Annotated in this window: 23 protein-coding genes; 3 read left to right on the plus strand and 20 right to left on the minus strand. The window is 65.4% G+C overall.

The window, feature by feature from the left end:
* The 6 genes from K8V11_RS04360 to K8V11_RS04385 all read right to left on the minus strand — a co-directional run.
* Window positions 1-426 (minus strand): hypothetical protein (locus tag K8V11_RS04360; protein WP_303911173.1); only part of this gene is annotated, 426 nt, incomplete at its 3' end.
* Window positions 419-724, minus strand: a complete 306-nt coding sequence (locus K8V11_RS04365; protein ID WP_303911174.1) for a hypothetical protein — start codon at window positions 722-724, stop codon at window positions 419-421. The genes K8V11_RS04360 and K8V11_RS04365, both read right to left, overlap by 8 nt.
* A gap of 2 nt (window positions 725-726) precedes the next feature.
* Window positions 727-1767, minus strand: coding sequence for a biotin synthase BioB (bioB, locus tag K8V11_RS04370; protein ID WP_303911175.1), 1041 nt, complete (start codon window positions 1765-1767; stop codon window positions 727-729).
* Between the two features lie 85 nt (window positions 1768-1852).
* On the minus strand, window positions 1853-2560 hold the full coding sequence (gene bioD / locus K8V11_RS04375; RefSeq protein WP_303911176.1) for a dethiobiotin synthase: 708 nt from the start codon (window positions 2558-2560) through the stop codon (window positions 1853-1855).
* The gene (locus K8V11_RS04380) at window positions 2553-3662 is read right to left on the minus strand and encodes an 8-amino-7-oxononanoate synthase (RefSeq protein ID WP_303911204.1); all 1110 of its coding nucleotides are present in this window, start codon (window positions 3660-3662) and stop codon (window positions 2553-2555) included. The genes bioD and K8V11_RS04380 overlap by 8 nt, the downstream gene beginning before the upstream one ends.
* Window positions 3663-3820: 158 nt before the next feature.
* On the minus strand, window positions 3821-5098 hold the full coding sequence (locus K8V11_RS04385; protein WP_303911205.1) for an adenosylmethionine--8-amino-7-oxononanoate transaminase: 1278 nt from the start codon (window positions 5096-5098) through the stop codon (window positions 3821-3823).
* Window positions 5099-5329: 231 nt separating this feature from the next.
* Here K8V11_RS04385 and K8V11_RS04390 point away from each other — a divergent pair, with 231 nt between their 5' ends.
* The gene (locus K8V11_RS04390; protein ID WP_303911177.1) at window positions 5330-7789 is read left to right on the plus strand and encodes an acyltransferase family protein; all 2460 of its coding nucleotides are present in this window, start codon (window positions 5330-5332) and stop codon (window positions 7787-7789) included.
* Window positions 7790-7929: 140 nt separating this feature from the next.
* On the opposite strand, the gene K8V11_RS04395 is transcribed toward K8V11_RS04390, so the two are convergent.
* The 4 genes from K8V11_RS04395 to K8V11_RS04410 all read right to left on the minus strand — a co-directional run bounded on the left by K8V11_RS04395 (window position 7930) and on the right by K8V11_RS04410 (window position 11689).
* The gene (locus tag K8V11_RS04395) at window positions 7930-8649 is read right to left on the minus strand and encodes a hypothetical protein (RefSeq protein ID WP_303911178.1); all 720 of its coding nucleotides are present in this window, start codon (window positions 8647-8649) and stop codon (window positions 7930-7932) included.
* Window positions 8649-9593 carry an ABC transporter ATP-binding protein gene (locus K8V11_RS04400; RefSeq protein WP_303911179.1) on the minus strand — a complete coding sequence of 315 codons (945 nt, stop codon included), beginning with the start codon at window positions 9591-9593 and terminating at the stop codon, window positions 8649-8651. The genes K8V11_RS04395 and K8V11_RS04400 overlap by 1 nt, the downstream gene beginning before the upstream one ends.
* Before the next feature lie 132 nt (window positions 9594-9725).
* A complete protein-coding gene (locus K8V11_RS04405; RefSeq protein WP_303911180.1) occupies window positions 9726-10490 on the minus strand; it encodes a response regulator transcription factor in 765 nt (254 codons plus the stop codon).
* The gene (locus K8V11_RS04410; protein ID WP_303911181.1) at window positions 10487-11689 is read right to left on the minus strand and encodes a sensor histidine kinase; all 1203 of its coding nucleotides are present in this window, start codon (window positions 11687-11689) and stop codon (window positions 10487-10489) included. The genes K8V11_RS04405 and K8V11_RS04410 overlap by 4 nt, the downstream gene beginning before the upstream one ends.
* A gap of 98 nt (window positions 11690-11787) precedes the next feature.
* Between K8V11_RS04410 and K8V11_RS04415 the strand changes: the two genes are divergently transcribed.
* Window positions 11788-12312, plus strand: coding sequence for an LppA family lipoprotein (locus K8V11_RS04415; protein ID WP_303911183.1), 525 nt, complete (start codon window positions 11788-11790; stop codon window positions 12310-12312).
* Here the strand turns inward: K8V11_RS04415 and K8V11_RS04420 are convergent.
* The 9 genes from K8V11_RS04420 to lspA all read right to left on the minus strand — a co-directional run bounded on the left by K8V11_RS04420 (window position 12309) and on the right by lspA (window position 21963).
* Complete coding sequence (locus K8V11_RS04420) at window positions 12309-12695, minus strand: RNA-binding S4 domain-containing protein (protein ID WP_303911206.1); 387 nt, start codon at window positions 12693-12695, stop codon at window positions 12309-12311. The genes K8V11_RS04415 and K8V11_RS04420 overlap by 4 nt on opposite strands.
* Window positions 12692-12931, minus strand: a complete 240-nt coding sequence (locus K8V11_RS04425; protein ID WP_303911185.1) for a hypothetical protein — start codon at window positions 12929-12931, stop codon at window positions 12692-12694. The genes K8V11_RS04420 and K8V11_RS04425 overlap by 4 nt, the downstream gene beginning before the upstream one ends.
* A gap of 5 nt (window positions 12932-12936) precedes the next feature.
* On the minus strand, window positions 12937-13602 hold the full coding sequence (locus K8V11_RS04430; RefSeq protein WP_303911186.1) for a YigZ family protein: 666 nt from the start codon (window positions 13600-13602) through the stop codon (window positions 12937-12939).
* Window positions 13603-13680: 78 nt separating this feature from the next.
* Window positions 13681-14967: a threonine ammonia-lyase IlvA gene (ilvA, locus tag K8V11_RS04435; RefSeq protein WP_303911187.1), complete on the minus strand. Its 1287-nt coding sequence runs from the start codon at window positions 14965-14967 to the stop codon at window positions 13681-13683.
* A gap of 47 nt (window positions 14968-15014) precedes the next feature.
* Window positions 15015-18563: a DNA polymerase III subunit alpha gene (gene dnaE / locus K8V11_RS04440; RefSeq protein WP_303911188.1), complete on the minus strand. Its 3549-nt coding sequence runs from the start codon at window positions 18561-18563 to the stop codon at window positions 15015-15017.
* Window positions 18564-18653: 90 nt separating this feature from the next.
* On the minus strand, window positions 18654-19637 hold the full coding sequence (rarD, locus tag K8V11_RS04445; protein WP_303911189.1) for an EamA family transporter RarD: 984 nt from the start codon (window positions 19635-19637) through the stop codon (window positions 18654-18656).
* Between the two features lie 11 nt (window positions 19638-19648).
* Complete coding sequence (locus tag K8V11_RS04450; RefSeq protein WP_303911190.1) at window positions 19649-20452, minus strand: hypothetical protein; 804 nt, start codon at window positions 20450-20452, stop codon at window positions 19649-19651.
* A 1-nt stretch (window position 20453) separates the two neighbouring features.
* Window positions 20454-21380 carry an RluA family pseudouridine synthase gene (locus K8V11_RS04455; protein WP_303911191.1) on the minus strand — a complete coding sequence of 309 codons (927 nt, stop codon included), beginning with the start codon at window positions 21378-21380 and terminating at the stop codon, window positions 20454-20456.
* Complete coding sequence (gene lspA / locus K8V11_RS04460; protein WP_303911192.1) at window positions 21373-21963, minus strand: signal peptidase II; 591 nt, start codon at window positions 21961-21963, stop codon at window positions 21373-21375. The genes K8V11_RS04455 and lspA overlap by 8 nt, the downstream gene beginning before the upstream one ends.
* Before the next feature lie 103 nt (window positions 21964-22066).
* Between lspA and K8V11_RS04465 the strand changes: the two genes are divergently transcribed.
* Window positions 22067-23014 carry a hypothetical protein gene (locus tag K8V11_RS04465; protein ID WP_303911193.1) on the plus strand — a complete coding sequence of 316 codons (948 nt, stop codon included), beginning with the start codon at window positions 22067-22069 and terminating at the stop codon, window positions 23012-23014.
* Window positions 23015-23021: 7 nt separating this feature from the next.
* Here K8V11_RS04465 and K8V11_RS04470 read toward each other — a convergent pair whose 3' ends face one another.
* A complete protein-coding gene (locus K8V11_RS04470; RefSeq protein ID WP_303911194.1) occupies window positions 23022-23657 on the minus strand; it encodes a hypothetical protein in 636 nt (211 codons plus the stop codon).
* Between the last annotated feature and the right edge of the window lie 51 nt (window positions 23658-23708).

The following is a 23708-nucleotide window of genomic DNA, read 5'->3' on the forward strand; positions in this document are numbered from 1 at the left end:
CTGGCCTGCGGTCATGACCTGCCGTGCCAGGCGCGGGGCGAGTTCGATGATCGTGCCTTCCGCCGCGTCTGTGCTGGCGGAGAACACCAGCTTCGCAAGCGCCACGGAAGCGGCCGAGGTCACCGCGCCGAGTGCACCGATACCGAGCCATGCCCACAGTGCCGACGGTAGTGCGCGAAGTCGTGAATGCCGCCGCCACAGCACGAGAGCGGCAGCGGCTCCGGCACCGAAGAGCATTGCCGAGAGCATGATCGTCGCTGACACCTCCGCCCCGCTCGAACCGTATGTGGGTGATCCGGTGCCGTCCCCCAGCGCGACGACGCGCAGTCTCGGCGCAGCGATCGTCCACGCCGCGGCGACGATGACGAAGGGGAGGATGAGCAGCGGCACGGTGCGGCCGGCGCGAGTGAGCGGTGCGCTATTCATGTTCGGCGAAGGGGTCGCGGGCGGCTTCCCGCGCGGCATCGATGTCCGCGCTCTCGGCGCTGCCGTGCCGCGAGCATTTCGAGCGCCATCCGGTGTGCAAGATCTGAGTGACCATCCGCCGCCCGCACAGCGGGCAATAACGCGGCGCCTCCAAACCCAGCTCGGCGGCGCGGAACCGCCGCGGCGACTCGCCTGTGGGAACGCCGGTGAACGGGTCGAAGGCATAGTCGGCGCCGGCGAACAGCACGTCCCGGAGCGGTGTTGCCCCGGGCGTGCCGTGTGCGGGTTTCTCGGTCATGGTCACAGTGTGTCGTTGAGCGCCTTGATCGGCATCGACAGGTCTTCGAGCATGTCGAGGTCGCTCTCGACGGGGCGGCCGAGCGTCGTGAGGTAGTTGCCGACGATGACGGCGTTGATACCGCCCATGATGCCCTGCTTGGCACCGAGATCTCCGAGGGTGATCTCACGTCCGCCGGCGTAGCGCAGGATCGTTCGCGGAAGCGCCAGACGGAACGCCCCGACCGACTTGAGCGCCTCGATCGGTTCGAGAACCTCGAGATCGCCGAACGGCGTGCCCGGGCGCGGGTTGAGGAAGTTGAGCGGAACCTCGTCCGGTTCGAGCGATGCGAGATCCGCGGCGAACTCGGCGCGCTGCTCCAGCGTCTCGCCCATTCCGAGGATTCCGCCGCAGCACACCTCCATTCCCGCATCGCGAACCATGCGCAGGGTGTCCCACCGCTCTTCCCAGGAGTGGGTGGTGACCACATTCGGGAAGTGCGAGCGCGCGGTCTCCAGGTTGTGGTTGTAGCGGTGCACGCCCATCGCGGCGAGCTGGTCGACCTGCTCCTGGGTAAGCATGCCCAGCGAGCAGGCGATCTCGATGTCGACCTCGGCGCGGATCGCCTCGATGCCCGCCGCCACCTGAGAAAGCAGCCGCTTGTCCGGGCCACGCACCGCGGCAACGATGCAGAATTCGGTGGCCCCGGACTTGGCGGTCTGCTTGGCGGATTCGACCAGCGAGGGGATATCGATCCACGCGGAACGTACCGGCGAGGTGAACAGCCCGGACTGCGAGCAGAAATGGCAGTCCTCGGGGCAGCCGCCGGTCTTGAGGGAGATGATGCCCTCGACCTCGACCTCCGGCCCACACCATTGCATGCGCACATCATGCGCGAGCTGGAGCAGCTCCTCGAGCCGCTCGTCGGGCAACTGCAGCACCTTCAGCGTCTGCTCGGCGTCGAGCCCCACGCCCTGCTCAAGCACCTGTTCCCGAGCGATTTCGAGGATGTCACGCTCGTCGGCGTGCGCTGCCTGCTCGATCTGGTCCGAAGCGATAGTCACTCTCGCTTACCTGCTTCCCGTCGTTGTGCACATACAAAATCACCGCGCCGAAATTATGACGCGAATCTCATGTTAGCCCGAAGCTCTACCGCAGTAGGGGCGCAGCGCCTCCTTCGAGCCAGTTTCTCGCCCCGACCCGAAAGTCCCCAGGTCCGAGAGCTCCCACTCCTGAGGGAAGCTTGCCGATAACTGGGACACCGGAGAGACGCGGAAGGTCTTCGAGGTTGCAACATTGGGCCAGATCGGGCTGGTCCGGCCACATTCCGACCACAGTTCCAGCGACGTCGATCCCCGAGTTACGGAGCCTGTCTACCGTGAGTTCCGTGTCCGACAGTGTGCCGAGTCCCGACCGGGTGACGACGACGGCGGAGACCTTGTGCCCGCGTGCAGCGAGCTCGATCGCTACGTCGACGAGGGTGAGATCCGGCCCGAGACGTACGAGCACGCCCCCTGCACCTTCGACGAGAGTAACCTCGACGCCCGCCGCGAATCGTTCGATGCGGGCTGTGAGGTCGTCGAGTGTCGGCGGTGCCATGCCGGCGCGCCGCGCGGCGGTCTCCGGGGCCAACGGTTCGGGATAGCGGAAGAATTCGGATGTGGTCGCGACTCCCGACAACTGAGCGGCGTCGTCGACGTCTCCCGGCGCTTCGGGGTCGAGTCCCGTCTGCACCGGCTTACACAGTCCGACTCTCACACCCTCGTCCCTGAGAATGGAGGCGATCGCCGCCGTGGCGATCGTCTTGCCGATGTCGGTACCGGTTCCGGTGATGATAAGCATGCGCGACTCAGCCACGACCTGCCTCGCTCCCCTGGTCCATTGCGGCGAGGACCCGCCGTAGCGCGTCGCACGCACGGTCGAGATCGCCCTTGGTGAGGTTCGCGCGTGCAGTCAACCGAAGCCGCGAGGTGCCCACCGGGACAGAAGGTGGACGGAAACACCCGACGTTGACGCCGTACGAACGCATCTCGTCGCGGGCGGCGATTGCCTTCGATGGTTCGCCGATTATCACCGACACCACCGCGGACTTGGGCTCCTCGGCTCCGGCTGCCGCGGCGAGCTCACGTGCGTTGGCGAGTACATCATCCGCGAGGGCCGGGGTCGCTAAGAGCTGTTCGAGCGCCGCGCCTGCCGCGCCGACCGCCGCCGGGTTGAGGCCGGTGTCGAATATGAACGTGCGCGCGGTGTCGATGAGATGATCGACGACGCGGCGCGAGCCGAGCACGACGCCGCCCTGCGACCCCAGCGCCTTCGACAGCGTCGCCGTGACGATGAGGTCCTCGCGACCGGCGAGGCCGAGCTCTTCGACGTATCCCCGGCCGCCGCGGCCTCGCACCCCGAGCCCGTGGGCCTCGTCGGCCAGCATGAGCGCACCGTTCTCGCGGGCGGCTGCGTACAACTCCCGCAGCGGGGCCAGCTCGCCGTCGACGGAGTACACCGAGTCGGTGACGATCAGCGCGCGCTCCTCGGTCCGCTCGGCCAACGCGATGCGTGCCTGCTCGACGTCTCCCCTTTCGATGACGACGACCCGCGCACGGGAGAGGCGACAAGCGTCGACGAGAGAAGCGTGGCTTCCGCCGTCGGAAACGATGAGCGAGCCCCTGCCGGCAAGTGCGGTGACGACACCGAGATTGCCGACGTAGCCGGACGAGAAAACCAGTGCCGCCTCCTGCCCCATGAACTCGGCGAGATTTTCCTCGAGTTCGACGTGTGCAGTCGTCGTGCCGGTGACCAGGCGCGAGCCGGTCGATCCCGTGCCCCACTGCTCGATCGCGTCGATCGCGGCGGCCTTGACGTCGGCGTGTGAACCGAGGCCGAGATAGTCGTTGGAGGCGAGGTCGAGAACATCGCTCGATGGAGCGCGCGGGTTGAGGCGGCGGCGAAGACCGGCGTCGATGCGGTGGCGCTCGTTGGCGTCGAGCCAGTCCGCGGCTGCTGCGCGCTGAAAATGCCCGTGTGGTGGCTTCTCGCTCACGGTGCGTTCCTCCCTAATTTCGACTTTCACCTTAGGCCGACGCCGCCGCGCACAGGCTTCGCTTCGGCGAAGTCGGCACGCTAGCGCGCGGTCGAGGCACTAACAGCTGCCTCGACCGCCGAGCAGATTGCCGCGATGTCGTCGCTGGAGCAGATGAAGGGCGGCATCGTGTAGATGAGGTTGCGGAAGGGTCGCAGCCACACACCGGCGTCGATGAGCGCATCGGTTGCGGTCTGCATCGGGACGGGCTCGTCCATTTCGACGACCCCAATGGCGCCGAGTACGCGGACATCGCGCACGCCGGGCGCGTTCCGCAGCGACGCGAGACCGTCGCGAAGCTCGCGTTCGATTCGGGGCACCTGGGTTCGCCAGGCGCCTTCGGCGAGCACGTCGAGAGACGCACATGCCACGGCACAGGCCAGCGGGTTGCCCATGAACGTCGGGCCGTGCGCGAGGCCACCGGCCTCGCCCGCCGAGATGTCGGCGGCGATCTCGTCGGTCGTGAGCGTTGCCGCCAAAGTCATGTACCCGCCGGTGAGCGCCTTGCCCACGCACATGATGTCGGGGCTCACGCCGGCGAGCTCCGCGGCCGTAACCCCGCCCACGCGGCCGAAGGCGCTGGCGATCTCGTCGAAGATCAGCGCGATTCCCGCCTTCCTGGTTTCCTCCCGCAGCACCTGGAGGTAGTCGGCGTGGGGAAAGCGCATGCCCCCGGCGCCCTGGACGAGCGGCTCGACGATGACACCCGCGAGATGCCCGGCCTGCTCCCGGATCGCCTCTCGCAGGGTGTCGGCGTATTCATCGGACCATTCGGTCGGAGGGGCGGGCACGAACACCTGCTGCGGGAGCACTCCGGTCCACATCGCGTGCATTCCGCCGTCCGGGTCGCACACGCTCATCGGGTTGAGGGTGTCCCCGTGATAGCCGCCGCGCCAGGTGAGGATGCGCGTGCGCTCGGGATTGCCGGTCGCGCGCTGCCACTGGATCGCCATCTTCAGCGCGACCTCGACCGAGACCGAGCCGGAGTCTGCGAGAAACACCTTCTGCAGCGGTTCCGGGGTCAGCTCGACCAGTCGCCGGGTAAGCTCTACCGCCGGCGCGTGGGTGAGCCCGCCGAACATGACGTGGCTCATCCGGTCGACCTGTGCGTGCAGCGCGGCGTCGAGGCGCGGGTGCCGGTATCCGTGTACCGCGGCCCACCACGAGCTCATCCCATCGATGACCTCGCGTCCGTCGGCCAGCCGTAACGCCACCCCGCTTGCGGAATCGACGACCAGCGGCAGCGTGCTCGCCGGGAATGCGCCGTAGGGATGCCACACGTGATCGGCGTCGTAGGCCGCCAACTCATCGGCCGACAGCGAGTCGAAGTGTCCCTCTGAAGCCCGTTCCGCTAGAGTCCCCCGCGCGCTACTTTTGCGTGCTGATCGTGTCTCGTGGACACGGTCGTCGCCGTGGTGTGCCGTCATGGCACGCACGCTACCGTGCCGGCTCAGTTCGGTTTTCGGCACACGGTATTTATAGGATCGAGAAAGCAATTCACGGTGGGCTGCGCGCCCGCGCCCCGAAACCGGTGGAGGATCAAGCAACCCGTGTCCGCGAAGACCGAGCAGGCCAACGAGGCTGAAACCACGCCCGTAAAGCCGCGCAAACAGGTCATTTACCGTCCAGATCTGGACGGTCTACGCGGCATAGCCATCGCCTTCGTCGTCTTCTTCCACGTGTGGATGGGACGGGTGTCCGGCGGCGTCGATGTCTTCCTGGCACTGTCGGGGTTCTTCTTCCTCGGCTCGCTCGTGCGCGGCGCCACCACCCCCGGATCCAGCCTTTCCCCGATACAAAATCTGTGGCGGCTTATCCGCCGTTTGTATCCGGTGCTCATCGTGGTGGTGGCCGCCACTGTCGGATTGACGATGTGGCTGCGCCCGGAGGCCACGTGGACAGATGTTCTCACCCAGGCGCAGGCGACGCTGCTGTACTACCAGAACTGGGAGCTCGCGCTCACCAGCCAGGATTACGGCGCCGCCGATGCCTCGATCTCGCCGCTGCAGCACCTGTGGTCGATGTCGGTGCAGGGCCAGTTCTACATCATCGCGCTAGCCCTGGTTCTCGGCATCGCCGCGCTCTTCCGGCTCTTCGGAAAAACGCCGTCCAAGTGGCTGTACGCCGCAGTCTTCACGGCGATCTGTCTGGTGTCGATCTGGCACGCGGACCGCGGTTTCGAGGCGAATCAGCCGTGGAATTACTACGACACGTGGGCGCGCCTGTGGGAGCTGTTCATCGGCGGTGTCCTCGCCATCGTGTTCGTTGGCGTCGTGGTGCCGTGGCTGCTGCGCACGATCGCGACCATCGCGGGCCTGACGATGATCGTCACCTGTGGCCTCCTCATCGAAGGCGTCGAGCATTTCCCCGCGTGGTGGGCCTGGTACCCGGTCGGCGGCGCGCTGCTCATCGTCATCTTCGGCATGGTCCCCGAAGGCAAAAAGGTTCGCTGGTTTACCGAGCCGATTCCGTGGCTTCTGTCCACCTATCCGATGCGTCGTCTCGGTGATCTCGGCTACTCGCTCTACTTGATCCACTGGCCGCTGCTCATCTTCTACCTGGCGCTCTCGGACAGCCCCCACGCCACAGCGGTATCGGGCACGGTTATCGTTCTCGTCTCTCTCGCACTGGCATGGCTCGCGGAACGCTACATCGAGCGGCCGCTGCGGATGAAGAGCCGCGTCAACCGCAACAAGACCTCCACCGGTTCGGCGGCCGCCGGTTCCGCAGCCTCCGCTGGCACCGTTGCCGCCGCAGCCGGCAAGAGCAAGGACAAGGACGCAGACGGTGTGACGGCGGAGGTCGACGCCCCCGACGCCGACGAAGACTCCTCTGCGAAGGATTCCGATGTCGAAGGGCGCGGTTCCAAGGACGCCGATTCCGAGGACGCGGAGGGCGAGCCCGACGAGGTCACCCACGAGTCGGTGGAATCCTCGAAGCTCACCCGCGCCGAGAAGAAGGCTGAGAAGAAGTCCGCAAAGAAGGCTGCCAAACAGAACAAGGCGGCGGCCACCGATACGGGGACAAAGCGCACTCCGAGGGACAAGTTCGTCCTGGTGGGCGCGCTCTCCACCGTCATACTTTGTGGTGCATTCGTCGCCGGCATGCAGTCGTATTGGACGGCCACGGCGGAAGACCGCGCGTCCGTGCCCGAGGTTGACCCGCTGACCGATGAGCAGTTCCCCGGTGCTCGGGCGTTCCTCGAGGACGTCGAGGCCCGCGGCGACGACTACCATCCGACGCCGCTGCAGGTCGGAAACGATTTGCCCGCGTCGACGCGGGACGGGTGCATCTCCGACTTCAACACCGAGGACGTCGTGAGCTGCGTGTACGGCGATCCCGATGCCGATCGCACGATCGCGCTCGTCGGCGGCTCGCACTCCGAGCATTGGCTCACGGCGTTCGACGAGATCGGGCGCGACCGCGGATTCAAGGTCGTCACGATCCTCAAGATGGGCTGCCCTCTCACCCTCGACGGAACAATCGCCGACGACAACGAAGCGATGTACGCCGGGTGTGTCGAATGGACGCGTGGCGCGCTCGAATCGATCGTCGGTCTCAACCCGGAGTTCGTCGCCACGACGGCGACGCGCCCCTCGGGCCGTTCGATGCCGGACTTCACCCCGTACCAGTACATCGACCTGTGGAAGTTCTTCTCCGAGCACGGCATCCAGACCCTCGCAATTCGCGACACCCCGTGGATCGACCATGGCCAGGGCCCGCTGCGCGCCGGCGAGTGCCTCGGCGAGTCGGGATCGGACCCCGAGAGCTGCGGTATGCCGAGAGAAGCGTCGCTGGCGCCCGATAATCCGGCCATCCTCGCCACCGCCGGAATGGAGGACGTGCACCTGCTCGACTTCACCGACGGGCTGTGCGATCCGGTGTATTGCCCAGCGGCAATCGGCAACGTGATCGTTTATCACGACTCCCACCACATGTCCTCGACGTTCGTGCGTTCGCTGCGTAACGAGTTCGAAAGCCAGCTGTCCCAGGCCACCGGCTGGTGGTAGGCCGCACCACCGGGACTAGCGTCATTGGGTGTGAGCACCGCATCTATCGACGTCGGCGAGGACTCCGACACGACGATCACCGGGCGTTTCGACGCGTCCCACTCGCCGATCACCCGGTGATCATTCTCGTGCGAACCTGATCAGCGCACGTCGCGGACCTGATTGGAAACGAAGCCTGCAACCGCGAACGCCGCGATCCAGGCGGCGAACACGGCTAGCGCCAGACCGACAGATTCCTGCCCTCCGAGGTTCATGTAGTTCTGCGTCAGGAGAGCCTTGCCCACCGGCTCCAGCACCGAGTACTTGGCCGACGCAGCCCGCACGAGCATCTCGCCGACGAGCAACCAGACAAGCGGAAGCGCTACGGCGACGATCGAGTTACGCACAAGCGCACCGAACCCGACGCCCACCGCGGCAACGGTGACTGCCATCGTCAGCGCTGCGAAGAGAGGTGCGAGATTACCGCCGGCGACGCTTCCTCCGAAGGCCATGACCGAGACGACGATAAGGAACGCGCCCACCGCGAATGACGCGGCGACGAAACCGACAAGCACCACGAATTTGGCCACGAGTGACTGCCACCGGCCCGGCTGGGTGACGAACGATTGGGCCGTCATGTGGTTCTTGATGTCCGAGGTCGTTCTCGATGCCGTGAAGGCGACCGCAATTGCGGTGAAGATGAAGAACCCATCGAGAAGCATGTCCCAGGGTTGAGGTTCGCCGAGTCGAAACTGGTCGGCATCGAGTAGTCCGAGCAAAACGACGGGGCCGAAAAGGCTGCCGATCAGCAGCACGAAGTACACCGCCGTGCTGCGCAGGGTGGCTTGCTTGATGACTTCCGAACGTAGTGCGTTGAGCATTACAGGGCTCCTTCGTGGACGCGAGTGGTGTGGGCGCTGCGGTATTCCTGGCTCGCTGCCGTCGCGGCGAGGAATCGCTGCTCGAGGTTCTGGGTTTCGGTGGACAGATGGGTGACGGCGATGTTTTCACGAAGGCACGTGTGCGCGATTACCCGGCGCAGCTCACTCTCGTCGGTCTCGGCCGGCACTCCCGCTCGTAACAACTCGGCATTCCCGGTTACCTCTACTCCCATAGAGTTCAGCTTCTGCGCGATGGCGGCGTTGTTCTCGCTGGCGACTACGATGCTGGCGCCGCCGGAGAGAAACTCGTCCATCCCGTATTCGCCGATCATCTCTCCCTTGCCGATGACGACGAGGCGGTCGGCAGTCTGCTGCATCTCGCTGAGTAGGTGGGACGAGACGAGCACTGCGCAGCCGTCGTCGGCGAGGCGGCGAATCGTCGTCCGCATCCAGCTCACACCCTCGGGATCGAGTCCGTTTACTGGTTCGTCGAGGATGAGATGGCGTGGATTTCCGAGCAGCGCGGCCGCGATCCCGAGTCGTTGTTTCATCCCGAGCGAGTACCCCTTGACCCGCTTCCCTGCTGCCTCGGTGAGGCCGACGAGCTCGAGGCATTCGTCGACTCGGTCTCCGGGCAGTCCAGCTCCCGCTGCGAGGGCCCGCAGGTGGCCGCGACCGCTGCGCTCCGGGGTGAACCAGGCGGCATCGAGGAGCGAGCCTGCCACAGCGCTCTTGTCCGCGATGTCGGCAAACGGCGTCCCGTCGAAGAGCGCTCGACCGGAGTTCGGCTTGTCGAGTCCGAGGATGCAGCGCATCGACGTCGACTTTCCCGACCCGTTCGGGCCGAGGAACCCGGTCACCGTGGCGTCGGGAACGGTGAATGTCAGTTCGTTGATGGCCTTCTTGCTTCCATATGCCTTGCTGAGGCGTTCGACTGTGATCATGGCCTCTACCTTCGTCGAAAGAGGTTCCTCACACATCGACCCGCGGGGCCATCTTTCCGCCGTCGCCGCACCCTCCCCGGGGACTATGCGAAGGTTGGTTCGTGCGCGCGTCTGGTACCTGGGTACGAGGCGTTACTGCGAGAGCATGTCGTCGGAATCGACCACGCCGTGTCGAAATGCCCAGAGCACGACATGCACGCGATCGCGCGAGCCCGTCTTCGCCAGCACCCGCCCGACGTGGGTCTTCACTGTCGATAGCGAAAGGAAAAGCTCGTCTGCGATCTCTGTGTTCGAGCGTCCCATGGCGATAAGCCGGAGGATCTCCAGTTCCCGCACGGTGAGAGGTTCGGGCAAGGCGGGCAAGCGCGGGCCGTCGGACACCACTTCACTTGTAGAGCCTGGGGCGTGGGACGCCGAATTACGCGGCTCTCCGTCGACTGCTCCCCTCTGACCGTCACCGGGCATGCCTTCGCGTATCTGCCGGAGCAGTCGAGCGGTGGCCTTCGGCGATACCACCGCGGCCGACTCGCCGACTGTCCGCACAGCGTCGATGAGTTCCTCGGGATCGGTGTCCTTGAGCAGGAATCCGCTTGCTCCGGCCGCGATGGAACCGATCACGTATTCGTCATTGTCGAAGGTGGTGAGCACGACGATTCGCGCGGAAATCCCCTCGTCGACGAGCGCCTTCGTCGCATCGATGCCATTGAGCTCGGGCATCTGGATATCCATGAGGATTACGTCGCAGGGGGTCGATCGAGCGGCCTCCACGGCCTCGCGTCCATTGGCCGCTTGCCAGCACACCTCGATGTCCTCTTGGGAATCGAGAACCATGGCGAAGCCTGCCCGCACGAGGATCTGGTCGTCGGCGAGCCCGACGGTTATGGGCGTGTTACTCATATCGCCAGCCTCGCCTTCACCGCGAATCCTCCTCGATATTCTTGCGATTCTCCCCAGCTCGCCGATCCGCCGAGCACGCGTGCGCGCTCGCCGATCCCGCTGAGTCCCCGGCCGTCGCCGTCGATTTCGGCGCTGTCGACCAGTCCGTCCCCGGGCGCATTATCTATCCTGATCTCGACGTCTGCGGGGTGCCACTCGAAGACGACGAGCGCATCAGTTCGCCCGGCGTGCTTGAGAATGTTGGTCAGGCCCTCCTGCACGATTCGATAGATCGCCAACCCCGCCGATTCGCCTACCGCGCGCGGCTCGCCGTCCTGCCGGAAATCTACGCGCAGCCCGTCCCGTTCGGCGCTCGCCACCAGCGCGGGGATTCCGGTCAATCCTGGAGCAACCTCGAGGGTTCGCGAGTCGTCCTCACGAAGGACGGACAATAGCTGCCGCATCTGCACGAGAGCTTCGCGCCCGGTTCCGCCGATGGTTTCCAGCGCGGTGACCGCCTGCTTAGGGTCCTTACGCGCCGCGTACCTGCCTCCGTCCGATTGCGCGATGATCGCCGTCAACGAGTGGGCGATAATGTCGTGCATCTCGCGCGCAATTCGCGTGCGCTCGGCCAGCGCGGCAAGCTCGGCCTTCGCAGCGAGCTCGGACACGTCGCGCACACGTTTCCGCGTCCCCAGCCCGAGCTGCCAGCCGAGAGCGATGGAGACCAGCGCGAGAATCGCCATGCCACCCATCTGTGGCCACAAGTCCAGGGGCTCGACCCCGTCCGGATAATTCACAACGAAGTTGACGATCGACAGGAGCGAACCTGCCGCGAGTAGTCCGAGCCACACCCGCAGACGCCGCTGATACGCGCTGATGTACCACGCCTCGTATACCACCACGCCATACGCGAGCAGCAAGGTCCCTGTGCCCGAGATCCCGACGAGCACGAGACCGACTGCGGTCAGTGGAACGCCGCGCCGAGCGCTGTACCGCTGGACGATGAGCGCGATGAACACGACGACGTACCCAACGTTTCGCAGGATGTCGCCCCACAGCGGAACCTCCGCGAAGCTTGCCCCGAAATCCACGCTCATACCGAGACCGAACAGGATGAACTGCACGACGAGTTGCACCCACGTGCCGCGGTCGCGCCATGGCGGCGCAATACGCGCCTGCGGCCAGGTCGTAATCGACGGCTCATTCCCGGTGGTCATCACCACAACTCTAGGCAAACCCGCCAGAGAGCACATCGCACCTGGGTACCATCACCGGCGAATGACGACGGAGTCAGGAAGGTTTTCAGAAGAAGCGAATGCGACGTACCTACATCGTTGCCCTGGCCGCCGCTCTCCTGTGCGCGGGATGTTCAGGCGACGCCAACGAGGTTCCTGCAGCAGACCCGTTCGTCCCGTCCACGGCTCCGCTCCGGCAGCAGGATCAGGTAGAACACGACATGTTCGCGATGCTGGACGAGATCAAGGCGTCTATCTCGGCAATCGCGCCCGGCGTCGAGTGGCAAGAACCTGATCCTTACGTCGGCGCGATTTCATGCAATCAAGAAAACAGCACGGACGAAGTGTCGTTCCAAAGTCCTGCGCTGAGGACGTCACGCTTTCCGAACCACGACGAATGGGAGCGGTGGATGGACACCGTCGGTTCTATCGCCGCGGCTTACGGCTACCACGTTTCGGATGAGGTCCCCGAACGGGAGAACCAGAATCGCGTCGCGTACTACACGGACGCGGGCGACGCCCTAAGCGTGTCCAGCAGCACCCTCAGCGGTTTCGTCGTCGATGTCCTCACCGAATGCATTCCCGGGGCCGGCGTCCAGTACTAGTCCGCGCGACCGTGCAGGCGGTCGATCTCACGACGCTCTTTCTTGGTCGGCCGACCGGCGCCACGGTCGCGGGTCGGAATCGAGGCAAGGATCTCCTTCGGCGGCGGTGGCGGCGAGTGGTCGAGATAGCATTTGACGGCTTCGGGGGCGCCTACCCGTTTGGAGATGACCCGGACGATTTCGACAATGCGCACACGTCCACCAGGACCGGTGATTCGCACGTTCATGCCAGGCGTCACCTTGTGCGAGGGCGGCACCGATTCTCCATCGATTTTTACGTGGCCGGCGCGGCATGCGGCAGCCGCCTTGGTCCGTGAGGGAAACAGGCGCACTGCCCAGGTCCACGCGTCGACGCGACCTGACGGGGTCTTCGACGAGCTCAGTTGCCTACTCCGTTTCCGGGATCAATCCCCTTGCGCACCTTGGACCAGTAATACGTGCCGCCTCCCACGGCGACAACCAGTCCCAGGATCAGCCAAAACCAGCTGGTCAACAGTAGTGCGAGCGCGCCTCCCACCACGACGCCACCGCCGACGCACACTGCCGCCGAGCGAGCGTTTTTCCGGACTTCACTCTTGCGGCGCTCGATCGGGTTCTGGTTATAGGGCTGCATCGACATGGGTTCTAGGGTACCGGCCGTTCGGTGCGTACCGTGCCGTCTGGATGCCACTCGGCTCCCCCGGAGGTGAGAGTCGCCAAGAGCGCGGCCGCTGGACCGATGTCGTCAGCTGCGATTCGGATCGTCACCCTTGCGCCGTAGTCGACGTCGAGCACAGATATCCGCATCGCGCGAAGATCCGCTTCGAGACGACCCGCGAGATTGTGCCCGACCAGAGTTCTCCAGCCCTGCGTCGTCACCACCTGCACGAGTCCGTTTGCGCGAGCCGCGTCGATCGCTTCGGAGACTGCGCTGCCGTAGGCGCGCACCAGTCCTCCGGTTCCGAGTTTCGTTCCGCCGAACCAGCGCACCACGACGGCAACGACGTCGGACAGTCCCGCGCCTTGGAGCTGATCGAGCATCGGGGTGCCGGCAGTTCCGGAGGGCTCGCCATCGTCGGAGGACCGGACGATCGGGGTCGCTTCGGGTTGGTCGATCACGAAGGCTGAGCAATGATGTCGCGCGTCGGGGTACGCCTTGCGCTGCGAGGCGACCACTGCTCTGGCCGCTTCTTCATCTTCCACGCGCTCGATCACACAGAGAAACTTGCTGCGTTTCTCTTCGTACTCGCCGGTTACGGACACGCCGCGGCGAAGCGTCAGCAAAGAGTCGGAAGTTCGGTGGGCGTCCATCTCATGCAGTATCGCCTACATCCAAGCCCCACAAGCAATCCCGCCCGGAATCGATTCGCATACGGAGCCCCGGATGTATTACGTGAGATAGGTGTATGCCGGGGTACCCGGCTCTATCAATTCGCAGTGCAGCGGAGAGGAATCCATTCGGCGCTTGAGCGCACCGAGATCCTCCGCGCGCCCGAGCTCGATACCCACGAGTGCGGTACCGGTATCGCGGTTGTTTCGCTTGAGGTACTCGAACCGGGTGATGTCGTCTTCCGGCCCGAGAACCTCGTTGAGGAATTTACGGAGCTGACCCGGTTCCTGCGGGAAATTAACCAGGAAGTAGTGCTTGAGTTCCTTGTGCACGAGAGAGCGTTCGATGACTTCGCTGTACCGGGACACATCGTTGTTCCCGCCGGACAAAATGCACACGACGTTTGCGTCCGGGGCGATGCGGAGATCCTTCACGATCGTCGTACTCAGCGCTCCGGCAGGCTCGGCGATGATGCCTTCCGTCTGGTACAGCTCGAGCATCTCGGTGCACACCGCACCCTCGTCGACCGTGCGCACATCGATGCCCTCTGATAGCGCCTGGTAGGTGGCCCAGGGCGTATCGCCGATGCGTTTGACCGAAGCACCGTCGACGAACGTGTCCACGTGGGTGAGGGTCACCTGGTGTCCTTCGTTCGACGCGGCGGTGAGCGACGCAGCCCCGGAGGGCTCCACTGCAACGATCTTGCACTCGGGTGCCTTCTCCGAAAGGTAGGTCGCGATCCCCGCCAGGAGACCACCACCGCCGACGGGAATCACCACGAGATCCGGGCACGAGCCGAGCTTCTCGAGGATCTCGACCCCGACAGTGCCCTGGCCGGCGACCGTTTCCGGGTGATCGAAGGGAGGGACCATCGCGGCGTCGTAGTCGGCTGCATGCGCCAACGCTGCGTCCTGAGCGGCGTCGAAGTTCTCGCCGGTCACCATGAGATCGACGAAATCGCCGCCGAAAGACCGAATCCGGTCCCGCTTTTGTTTGGGTGTGTTCTCCGGCACGTAGATGCTGCCGTGGATCCCCAATTGACGGCACGACCATGCCACGCCCTGCGCGTGGTTTCCGGCACTCGCCGTCACCACGCCCGCGAGGCGCTGGTCCGAATCGAGGCTGGCCAGGAAGTTGAATGCGCCGCGGATCTTGTACGAGCGCACAGACTGCAGATCTTCGCGCTTGAGCAGTACGTTGGCGCCAGTTGCGTCGCTCAGTCGTTGGCTGTGTTCCAGCGGGGTTGCGCGAACGGCGCCGCTAATTCGCTGCGCGGCCAGCTCGATATCCCCCGCGGTGACAGGGGTCTTCCGAGTATTACCTGGCGCAAATTCGTTCGCAGACACGTCCTCCAGTATCCCACGGCGCAGTGGCCGGACGGCAACTCGGTGGCTCAGACTGCCAGACACGCCTCCCCGAGCAGGGCCTTCAGGTCACCCTTGAGCGAGTTCGACGGGTCGACGCGCAAGTGCTCCGACAGCCGCAGAATCGTGGAATCCGCGCCGTTGACCAGTCGCAGATGGACCACCGATTCGCCGGGATGCTGACCGAGAACCTGCTTGAGCGCCACCACGGTCTCGGCATTGATCTGACGGGTCGGCAGCGACATCGCGAACGGCGCTCCCCCGCCGGTAACGACCAGGTCGGGAGCTTCCAGCGTGTCGCCGAACACCGAAATCCGATCATCGCGAATATTGATGCGCGCCTTGACGACGACGATGGCGTCCTCCGCGATGTCCATGGCAGCGAGCTGGTAGGACTTAGGGAAGAACAGGACCTCGACCGAACCGTGGAAATCCTCGATCGTCACGATCGCCCAGGACTCACCACGCTTGTTCACGCGGCGGTCCACGCCGGAGATGATCCCGCCGATGGTGATGTTCGTGCGGTCGGGAAGCTCACCCTCGTGAACGGTCGAGATGGCGGTATCCGTCTTCGCGGCGAGCGCGTCCTCGAGTCCGTCGAGCGGATGCCCCGACACGTACAGGCCGAGCATCTCCTTTTCCAGGGACAACTTCGACTTGATGTCCCACTCGACGTCCGGGACGCGCGCGGAGAACACCGACTCGGAGGAGTCGTCGTCCCCTCCACCGCCGAGGTCGGCGAACAAATCGTACTGTCCGACGGCGGCGGCCTTCTTCGTCGAGATCACCGATTCCACGGCGTCGGCGTGGATCAGATACAAGCCCTTACGCGGTAGGTCCATCGAATCGAAGGCGCCGGCCTTGATCAGGGATTCGGTGACCTTCTTCGTGCATGCAGTTGCATCGATCTTGTTTAGGTAGTCGGAGAAATCGCGGAATGCGCCCTTCTCCTCGCGCGCTGCGACCACCGCTTCGACCACGTGGGCGCCGACGTTTCGAACCGCGCCCATGCCGAAGCGGATGTCCTCGCCGACGGAGGCGAAATTGGTAACCGATTCGTTGACCGAGGGAGGAAGGACGCGGATCCCCATCTGCCGGCAGTTCGACAGGTACAGGGCCGCCTTGTCCTTGTCGTCGCCGACGGAAGTGAGCAGCGCCGCCATGTACTCGGCCGGGAAGTTCGCCTTGAGGTACGCGGTCCAGTATGAAACGAGACCGTAGCCGGCGGCGTGGGACTTGTTGAACGCGTACGAGGCGAAGGGCTCGATCGTGTTCCACAGCGCCTTGACCGACTCCATGGAGTACCCGCGCTCGGTCATACCGCCGGAGAACTTCTCGAACTGCTCGGCGAGCACCTCGGCCTTCTTCTTACCCATGGCCTTACGGAACGCGTCCGCCTCACCGGCCGAGTATCCCGCGAGCTCGCGGGAAATGGCCATGATCTGCTCCTGGTACACGATGAGGCCGTGCGTTTCGCCAAGGATCTCCCGCAGCGGCTCCTCGAGCTCCGGGTGGATCGGGGTGAGCTCCTGCTTACCGTTCTTGCGGTCGGCGTAATTCCAGTGCGTACCCATGCCCATCGGCCCCGGGCGGTACAACGCAAGAGCGGCGACGATGTCGTTGAAGCCCGTCGGCTTCATCCGCTTGAGCAGCTCGCGCATACCGCCGGAGTCGAGCTGGAACACGCCGAGGGTGTCGCCCTTTGCGAGGAGATCGTAGGCGGGCTGATCGTCGAGCCCCAGGGTGTCGAGGTCGACGTCGATGTTCCGGTTGGTCTTGATGTTCTCCAGGCAGTCACCGATGACGGTGAGGTTGCGCAGACCCAGGAAGTCCATCTTGAGTAGGCCGATGGCCTCACACGACGGATAGTCCCAGCCCGTGATAAGCGCGCCGTCCTGGGCACGCTTCCACATCGGGATGCAGTCGAGCAGCGGCTCCGAGGACATGATCACCGCGCAGGCGTGGACGCCGGCGTTGCGCACCATGCCCTCGAGGCCCCGGGCCGTGTCATAAATCTGTTTGACGTCGGGGTCCGTCTCGATCAGCGAACGCACTTCCGACGCCTCGCCGTAACGCTCGTGCTGCGGATCCATGATGCCCGAGAGCGGGATGTCCTTCGCCATGATCGGCGGCGGAAGCGCCTTGGTGATGCGGTCGGCGATCTGATAGCCGGGCTGGCCGAAGTTGACTCGGGCGGCATCCTTGATCGCGGCCTTCGTCTTAATCGTGCCGAAGGTGATGACCTGGGCGATCTTGTCCGCGCCCCACTTGTCGGAGGCGTAACGGATCATCTCGCCGCGGCGACGGTCGTCGAAGTCGATATCGATATCGGGCGCGGACGGGCGCTCGGGATTGAGGAACCGCTCGAAGAGAAGACCGTGCTCGAGCGGGTCGATGTTCGTGATCTTCAGCGCATAGGCGACAAGGGCGCCGGCTGCGGAACCACGGCCGGGCCCCACGTGGATTCCGATGGACCGTGCGTGTTCGATGAGGTCGCCGACGACGAGGAAGTAGCCGGGGTAACCCTTCTGCCTGATGACGTCGAGCTCGTAATCGGCACGCTCGATATATTCGGGAGGTACGCCGTCAGGAAAACGCCATTTAAGTCCCTTGTGGACCTCGCGGGAAAGCCAGGTGTCCTCGGTCTCCCCCTGGGGTACGGGGAACTTCGGCATGCGGTCTTTTTCTTCCCACACCTCGTCGTAGGAGGTGACCCGTTCTGCGATCGCGAGCGTGTTGTCGCAGGCTCCCGGGACCTCCGAGTCCCATTGCTCGCGGATCTCCTCCGCGGATTTGAGGAAGTAGCCGTCGCCACCAAACCGGAAGCGGTTCTCGTCCGAGAGGGTCTTGCCGGTCTGGATGCACAACATGGCTTCGTGCGCATGGGACTGATCGCGGGTGACGTAGTGACAATCGTTCGTGACCAGCGGCGGCATACCCAGATCGCCGCCGAGCTTGACCAAGTCTTGGCGCACCCGCTTTTCGAGATCGAGCCCGTGATCCATGAGCTCGAGATAGAAGTTCTCCTTGCCGAAAATGGACTGCCATTTCTCGGCCGCCTCGTAGGCCTTGTCGATGTGGCCGAGCCGCAAGCGGGTCTGGATCTCACCCGATGGGCAACCCGAGGTCGCGATAATGCCCTCGGCGTACTGCGCGAGGATCTCCTCGTCCATGCGCGGCCACTTGCCCAGCTGTCCCTCGTAGGAGGCGAGCGAGGACAGCCGGAAGAGGTTGCGCAGACCGGTGGCGTTTTCCGCCATCAGGGTCATGTGTGTGTAGGCGCCGGAACCCGAAACATCGTCCGACTTCTGCCAATCCTCGCCCCAGCGCACGCGGGCGGTATTGGTGCGCGACTCGGGCGCGACGTAGGCCTCGATACCGATGATCGGCTTGATGCCGGTCTTCTTCGCCTCGCGGTAGAAGTCCGAAGCTCCGTACATGTTGCCGTGGTCGGTCATCCCCACCGCGGGCATCCCGAGGCGGGCCGCCTCGGCGAAAAGGGGCTTGATCTGCGCCATCCCGTCCAGCATCGAAAATTCGGTGTGGTTGTGCAGGTGCACGAATCCTTTACCCGACACGCCCGGCCTTTCCGCTCGCTTGTTGCTGCCCACCGGAGCCCGGGACCGACACGCTCGAATCTCCGGTCACGGGCGGGAGGTGAAGCCAGTCTAGGCGGGATCGTCGCCGCCCGCTAAGCGGCCTGCCGAGCCCTGCGGAGATTGTGCGGCGAGGCGCACCCTTGCGCGCCGATCAGCGCGGAATTGTGCCCCCGAAAAGAGCAGGACCGCGACGAGGACCAGCGCAAACCCCGCCCACTGCGTGCCGTCCAGCCGTTCGCCTACGACCAGCAACGCCCACAGCATCTGCAGCACGGGGGTGATGTATTGGAGCATCCCCAAAAGCGCCAGCGGGATGCGCTGGGCCGCCGTCGCGAAGAGTAGAAGCGGAAGCACTGTGAGAGCGCCGGAAGCTACGAGAAGAAGCGCGTTTCCCACGCCCGCATTGCCGAACGCCCCGTGCCCGAGGGAGTCGCTTCCCACCGTGTGCAGCCAGACGAGAAATCCCAGCGCGAAGGGAGTCGCGATGAGTACCTCGGCCCCGAGAGAGACCGTGGGCGGCTCCTTGACTCTCTTCTTGGCAACGCCGTAGCCGCCGAAGGACAGCGCCAGCGCGATAGATAGATACGGGAAGTGTCCGTACCCGAAGGTGAGTACGACCACCGCGACGGCTGCGATACCCACGGCGACCGCCTGCAGGCGCAGCAGGCGTTCGTGGAAGAACAGCACACCGAACAGGACGCTGACGAGTGGATTGATGAAATAGCCGAGCGCCGCCTCGGACACACGGTCGCTATTGACCGTGAACACATAGACGCACCAGTTGAGCGAGACGAGCAGCGAGGCAAGCGCAAGCAACATCCATGCCTTGCCGCCGAGAGAGAACACTCGGCGCAACTGGCCCATGAGCGCGAGGACGATCGCCATGAGAACCAGCGACCACACGATGCGATGGGCGACGATCTCGGCGGCTCCCGCCGGCTCCAGCAGCGGGAAGAATGCCGGAAAGAACCCCCAGAGCGAATAGCAGCCGAGTGCGGCGAATGCGCCGATCCGCGAGGCCTTGGGCGCGTCGATGGCGGCGGGAGATGTCACGCCTGCACATGCTACTCGTCGGACTGGGCGATCCCGGGCACGGCGGCGTCATCGGGAAGCGGGGCCACTACGTCGGTATAGCCAGGCAGGAGCGGGCGAACGGCGAACCGCCCCCACACCGCATCCGGCGGCAGCGCCTCGACCGACCTCACCGCCGTCGAGTCGCGCGAGGCCGCGAGCGCCCGGAGCTGCTCGACATCGGCGCGCACGATCACCCCGATGACTGCTTCGCCCTCGTGCCGGACGGTATCGGCGGTGAGCTCGAACTTCGCCCGTTCGCGCGCATCTGCCTGCTGCGTCGGGGCCTGCTCCCCCGTCGTTCCGGCAGTCGGGACGCCGTCCCCCGGGTGGTCGAGCGCGTACAGCCCGTTTGTGACGGCGGACGTTGCCGCGCGCCCAAGCGGCCCGGAATGGCCGTCGTCGGTCGACGTGGGTGCTGCGACGGCGGCGGGAATCACCGGCATCGAAACACCCTCTACGGGCGTATTGAGAAGCACCTGCGAAATCCGCTCGATCCCCGCGGCGTCGATGGCTGCGGCGGCCTCGTCGGTGGGACGTGCGCCGTCATAGGACACCAATGCCCAACGCGGGGCGTTCGGATCGCCGTCGGGATCCACGAGTGTAGAGGCCGCGAAGTCGAGGTAATCGTCGACCCTCTCGCCATTCTCGGGCCCGAGCGCGTCGGACATGATCGGCGGGGTCGCTGCGCCCGGGCGCAGCGCCGCGGTGAGCATGGCGACGACGATGACGACGCCGGCGACGATGAGGAGGAACCAGCCCACCGCGCGGACCGGCCGCGCCGCGACCTCGCGCACCTCAGGTCTCTCGGATGAGATCGACCGCGTGCTGCAGGTCGTCGGGGTACTCGGAGGTGAAGCGCACGTAGGAACCGGTACCGGGGTGCTCGAAGCCGAGGCCGACCGCGTGAAGCCACTGCCGATCGAGCCCTAGGCGCGCGGCGAGGGTCGGGTCGCCGCCGTAGGTCGGGTCGCCGCAGCATGGATGATGCAGCGCGGACAGGTGAACACGGATCTGGTGGGTACGCCCGGTTTCGAGATGCACCTCGAGGAGCGAAGCCTCGCGGTGGACCTCGAGGGTGTCGTAATGGGTAATCGACGGCTTGCCCTCGGACGTGACCGCGAACCGCCAGTCCGAGGAGCGGTGGCGCCCGATGGGCGCGTCGATCGTCCCGGAAAGCGGATCGAGATGCCCCTGCACGAGCGCGTGGTAGGTCTTGTCCACCGTGCGATCGCGAAACGCCTGCTTGAGCACCGTGTAGGCACGCTCCGACACTGCGACCGCCATGAGCCCGGACGTGCCCACATCGAGTCGGTGGACGATGCCCTTGCGCTCCGGCGGACCGGAGGTGGTGATCCGATACCCGGCGGCAGCGAGCCCGCCGATGACCGTCGGCCCCGTCCAGCCCACCGAGGGGTGCGCGGCAACACCGACGGGTTTGTCGACGACAACGAAATGTTCGTCCGAGTAGACGACCTTCATCCCCGGCACCGGCTCGGCCACCACCGTGGGCGGCTGTTTGGGCGCCGGCATCTCCACCTCGATCCATGACCCGGAAGTGAGTCTGTCGGATTTGCCGACCTCAGCACCGTCGAGGAGAACCTTGCCCGCTGCGGCGAGCTCCGCGACTACGGTGCGGGACAGGCCGAGAAGGCGCGAGACACCGGCGTCAACCCGCGCCCCATCGAGCCCGTCGGGAATGGGAAAGGTCCTGGTATCACCCATCGGCGCGACCTCCTTCGGCACGGTCGTTCCGGGGTTCGGCATCCATGCTCGCGCCCTCGTCCTCCGGAAGGAGCTCCGCGGGTTCCATCGGGTACGGATCGCGTCCGAACAGGACCGCGAATGCGATGACCACGACGCCGATCGTCAGGGCGGCATCGGCGATGTTGAACACCGGGAACCAGCCGACCGCGACGTAATCGATGACGTGCCCATGGAGGAAGCCGGGCGCGCGGACTAGCCGGTCGACGAGGTTGCCCGCGGCACCGCCCAGGATGAGTCCGAGACCGAGCGCCCACCACGTCTCGGTGACGCGGCGCGAGTACCACAGAAGTCCAAGTACCACGACCGTCGCCAGCACGGAGAACACCGGCGTCGCATCGGTGCCCAACGAGAATGCCGCGCCCGAGTTGCGCACGAGCGCGAAACGAATGCTTTCTCCGATGATCTGTACCGGCCCGTCTTCGAGGGCGTCTACTGCAACGACCTTCGCGATCTGGTCCAACACCACGATCACAATGCCGAGAAGAACCAACATCGCGCCCGCCCGGCGCCACCGAAGTGGTGACTTCGTACTACTTCCCATGCCCTCCACTATTCCGTATTGCCATGGCTCAGGCGTGGAGCAGGGCACCGTGGGCGATACTCTGGCGTTTGTGATTGAGCGGAAATGGCATCGCCCACGGCACGTGGCAACAGTAGGTATGACGTCGCTCGCGCTGGGCGCCCTCGTCCTCGGCGGTTGCGCCGGGCAGGACCCCGAGCCCGAATCCGGGCCCCAGGAGGCGCCGGCGGACGTGGCGCTGGATGATCCCGTGACCACCGAACTCGACCCGGCCGCCGAGGTCGAGCTCCTCGAGCCCGGCAGCGGGGACCTGGAGGTCCGCACCTTCGCCCCGACCAACGATGAACTCCCGCCGGTGACGATGGACTTCGATTCGACCAGTTCGGTGACGGCCGATGGGACACCGCAGGAGCAGCACGAGCTGCCGCGGCGCACGGCCACCTTCGATCAGGGCGTCGAATCCGACGTCAACGGCGCCCAGCGGGCGACACTGGCCTTTTCCTCGTTGACGCCGGACGCAGAAGACACCGGACTCGACGAACTCCTTGCGAGCGCCGCCGGTTTCGAGGTGACGCTCGTGCGCGAGCCCGCCGGGCAGATCACCTCGTCCACGCTGGCGGCACCCACGCAGGCCCGTGGCGTCGCGAGGCAGTCGGTGGAGCAGATGGCCGGGGCTCTCGCGGAGTCCGGCGTCATACTTCCCGACGAGCCGATAGGCGAGGGCGCGCGCTGGCGCGTGACGCGCCCCAACGATGACGCCGTCGCGCCGGAGATGACGCTGACGTACTCGCTCATCCGGATCGACGGGGACGAGCTCACGGTCGCGGTCGACGGAACGGCTCCGCAGAGCTCCGACACGCTCGAACTGCCCGCCGAGGACGGCGGTGAAGCGGTGTCCCTCGATGTCGCGCAGTATTCCTCCACCGCGTCCGGTGAGTTGACGTTCTCGCTCACCGGTGCGGCTCCGACCGATGGGGAGCTCAAATACGAAACCACCGCGCGCTATCACGGGGATAGCGACGCGGTGACAGAGACCAGCGCCACGCGGGAGCTGGTGTTTCGTACCGGTTAGCCGGTAATTATGCAGCCGGGGCAGGCTGCTCGGCCGGAGCCTCTGCCGGCATCTCGCCCTCGGCGGGAGCGGGCATCTCCGCGGGTGCCTCGCCCTCGGCCGGAGCCGGTGCCTCGCCCTCGGCGGGAGCGGGGGCCCCGCCCTCGGCCGGAGCCGGTGCGCCCTCGACAGGGGCGCCGCCCGCGGAATCACATGTCGGCGGGGCCTGGAGCCCGGCGTTGGTGATCAGCGCGCACGCGAAGTTCTTGTCGAGCTGCCACTGACCATCCACCTGGACGAACTGCGCGTTGACGTTGATGTCCTGCTGGCCCTCCTGCATGATCACGGCATTACCGATCGCCGTGCCCGGGAAGTCGCCCTCTGCAACACCGTTGATCTGGATCTGCGCGTTGTTCTCGGTCTTGAGACGCGAGATCTCGTCGAAGAGCTCGGGGGCTTCGTCGCCGCCCTGAACCAGGTTGACCTTCTCCTCGATCGGCAGCTCCGGATCCGAGGCGCGGTTGAGAATATCGGTGAGCTCTTCGGCCGTGGGAACTGCGGCGACCTCGGCAGTCTGCTCCGCCGACGTCGTGGTTTCGGCGGCGTCGCGGCCGTCGCCCTCGTCGTCTCCACACGCCGACAAGCCGCCGAGCGCGAGTGCCATAGCTCCGATTGCAGTAGCGGTACGCGTAAACCTCATGTGCTTATTCGTCCT

Source organism: Dietzia timorensis (assembly GCF_020742175.1).
In the GTDB taxonomy this organism is placed as follows: domain Bacteria; phylum Actinomycetota; class Actinomycetes; order Mycobacteriales; family Mycobacteriaceae; genus Dietzia; species Dietzia timorensis_A.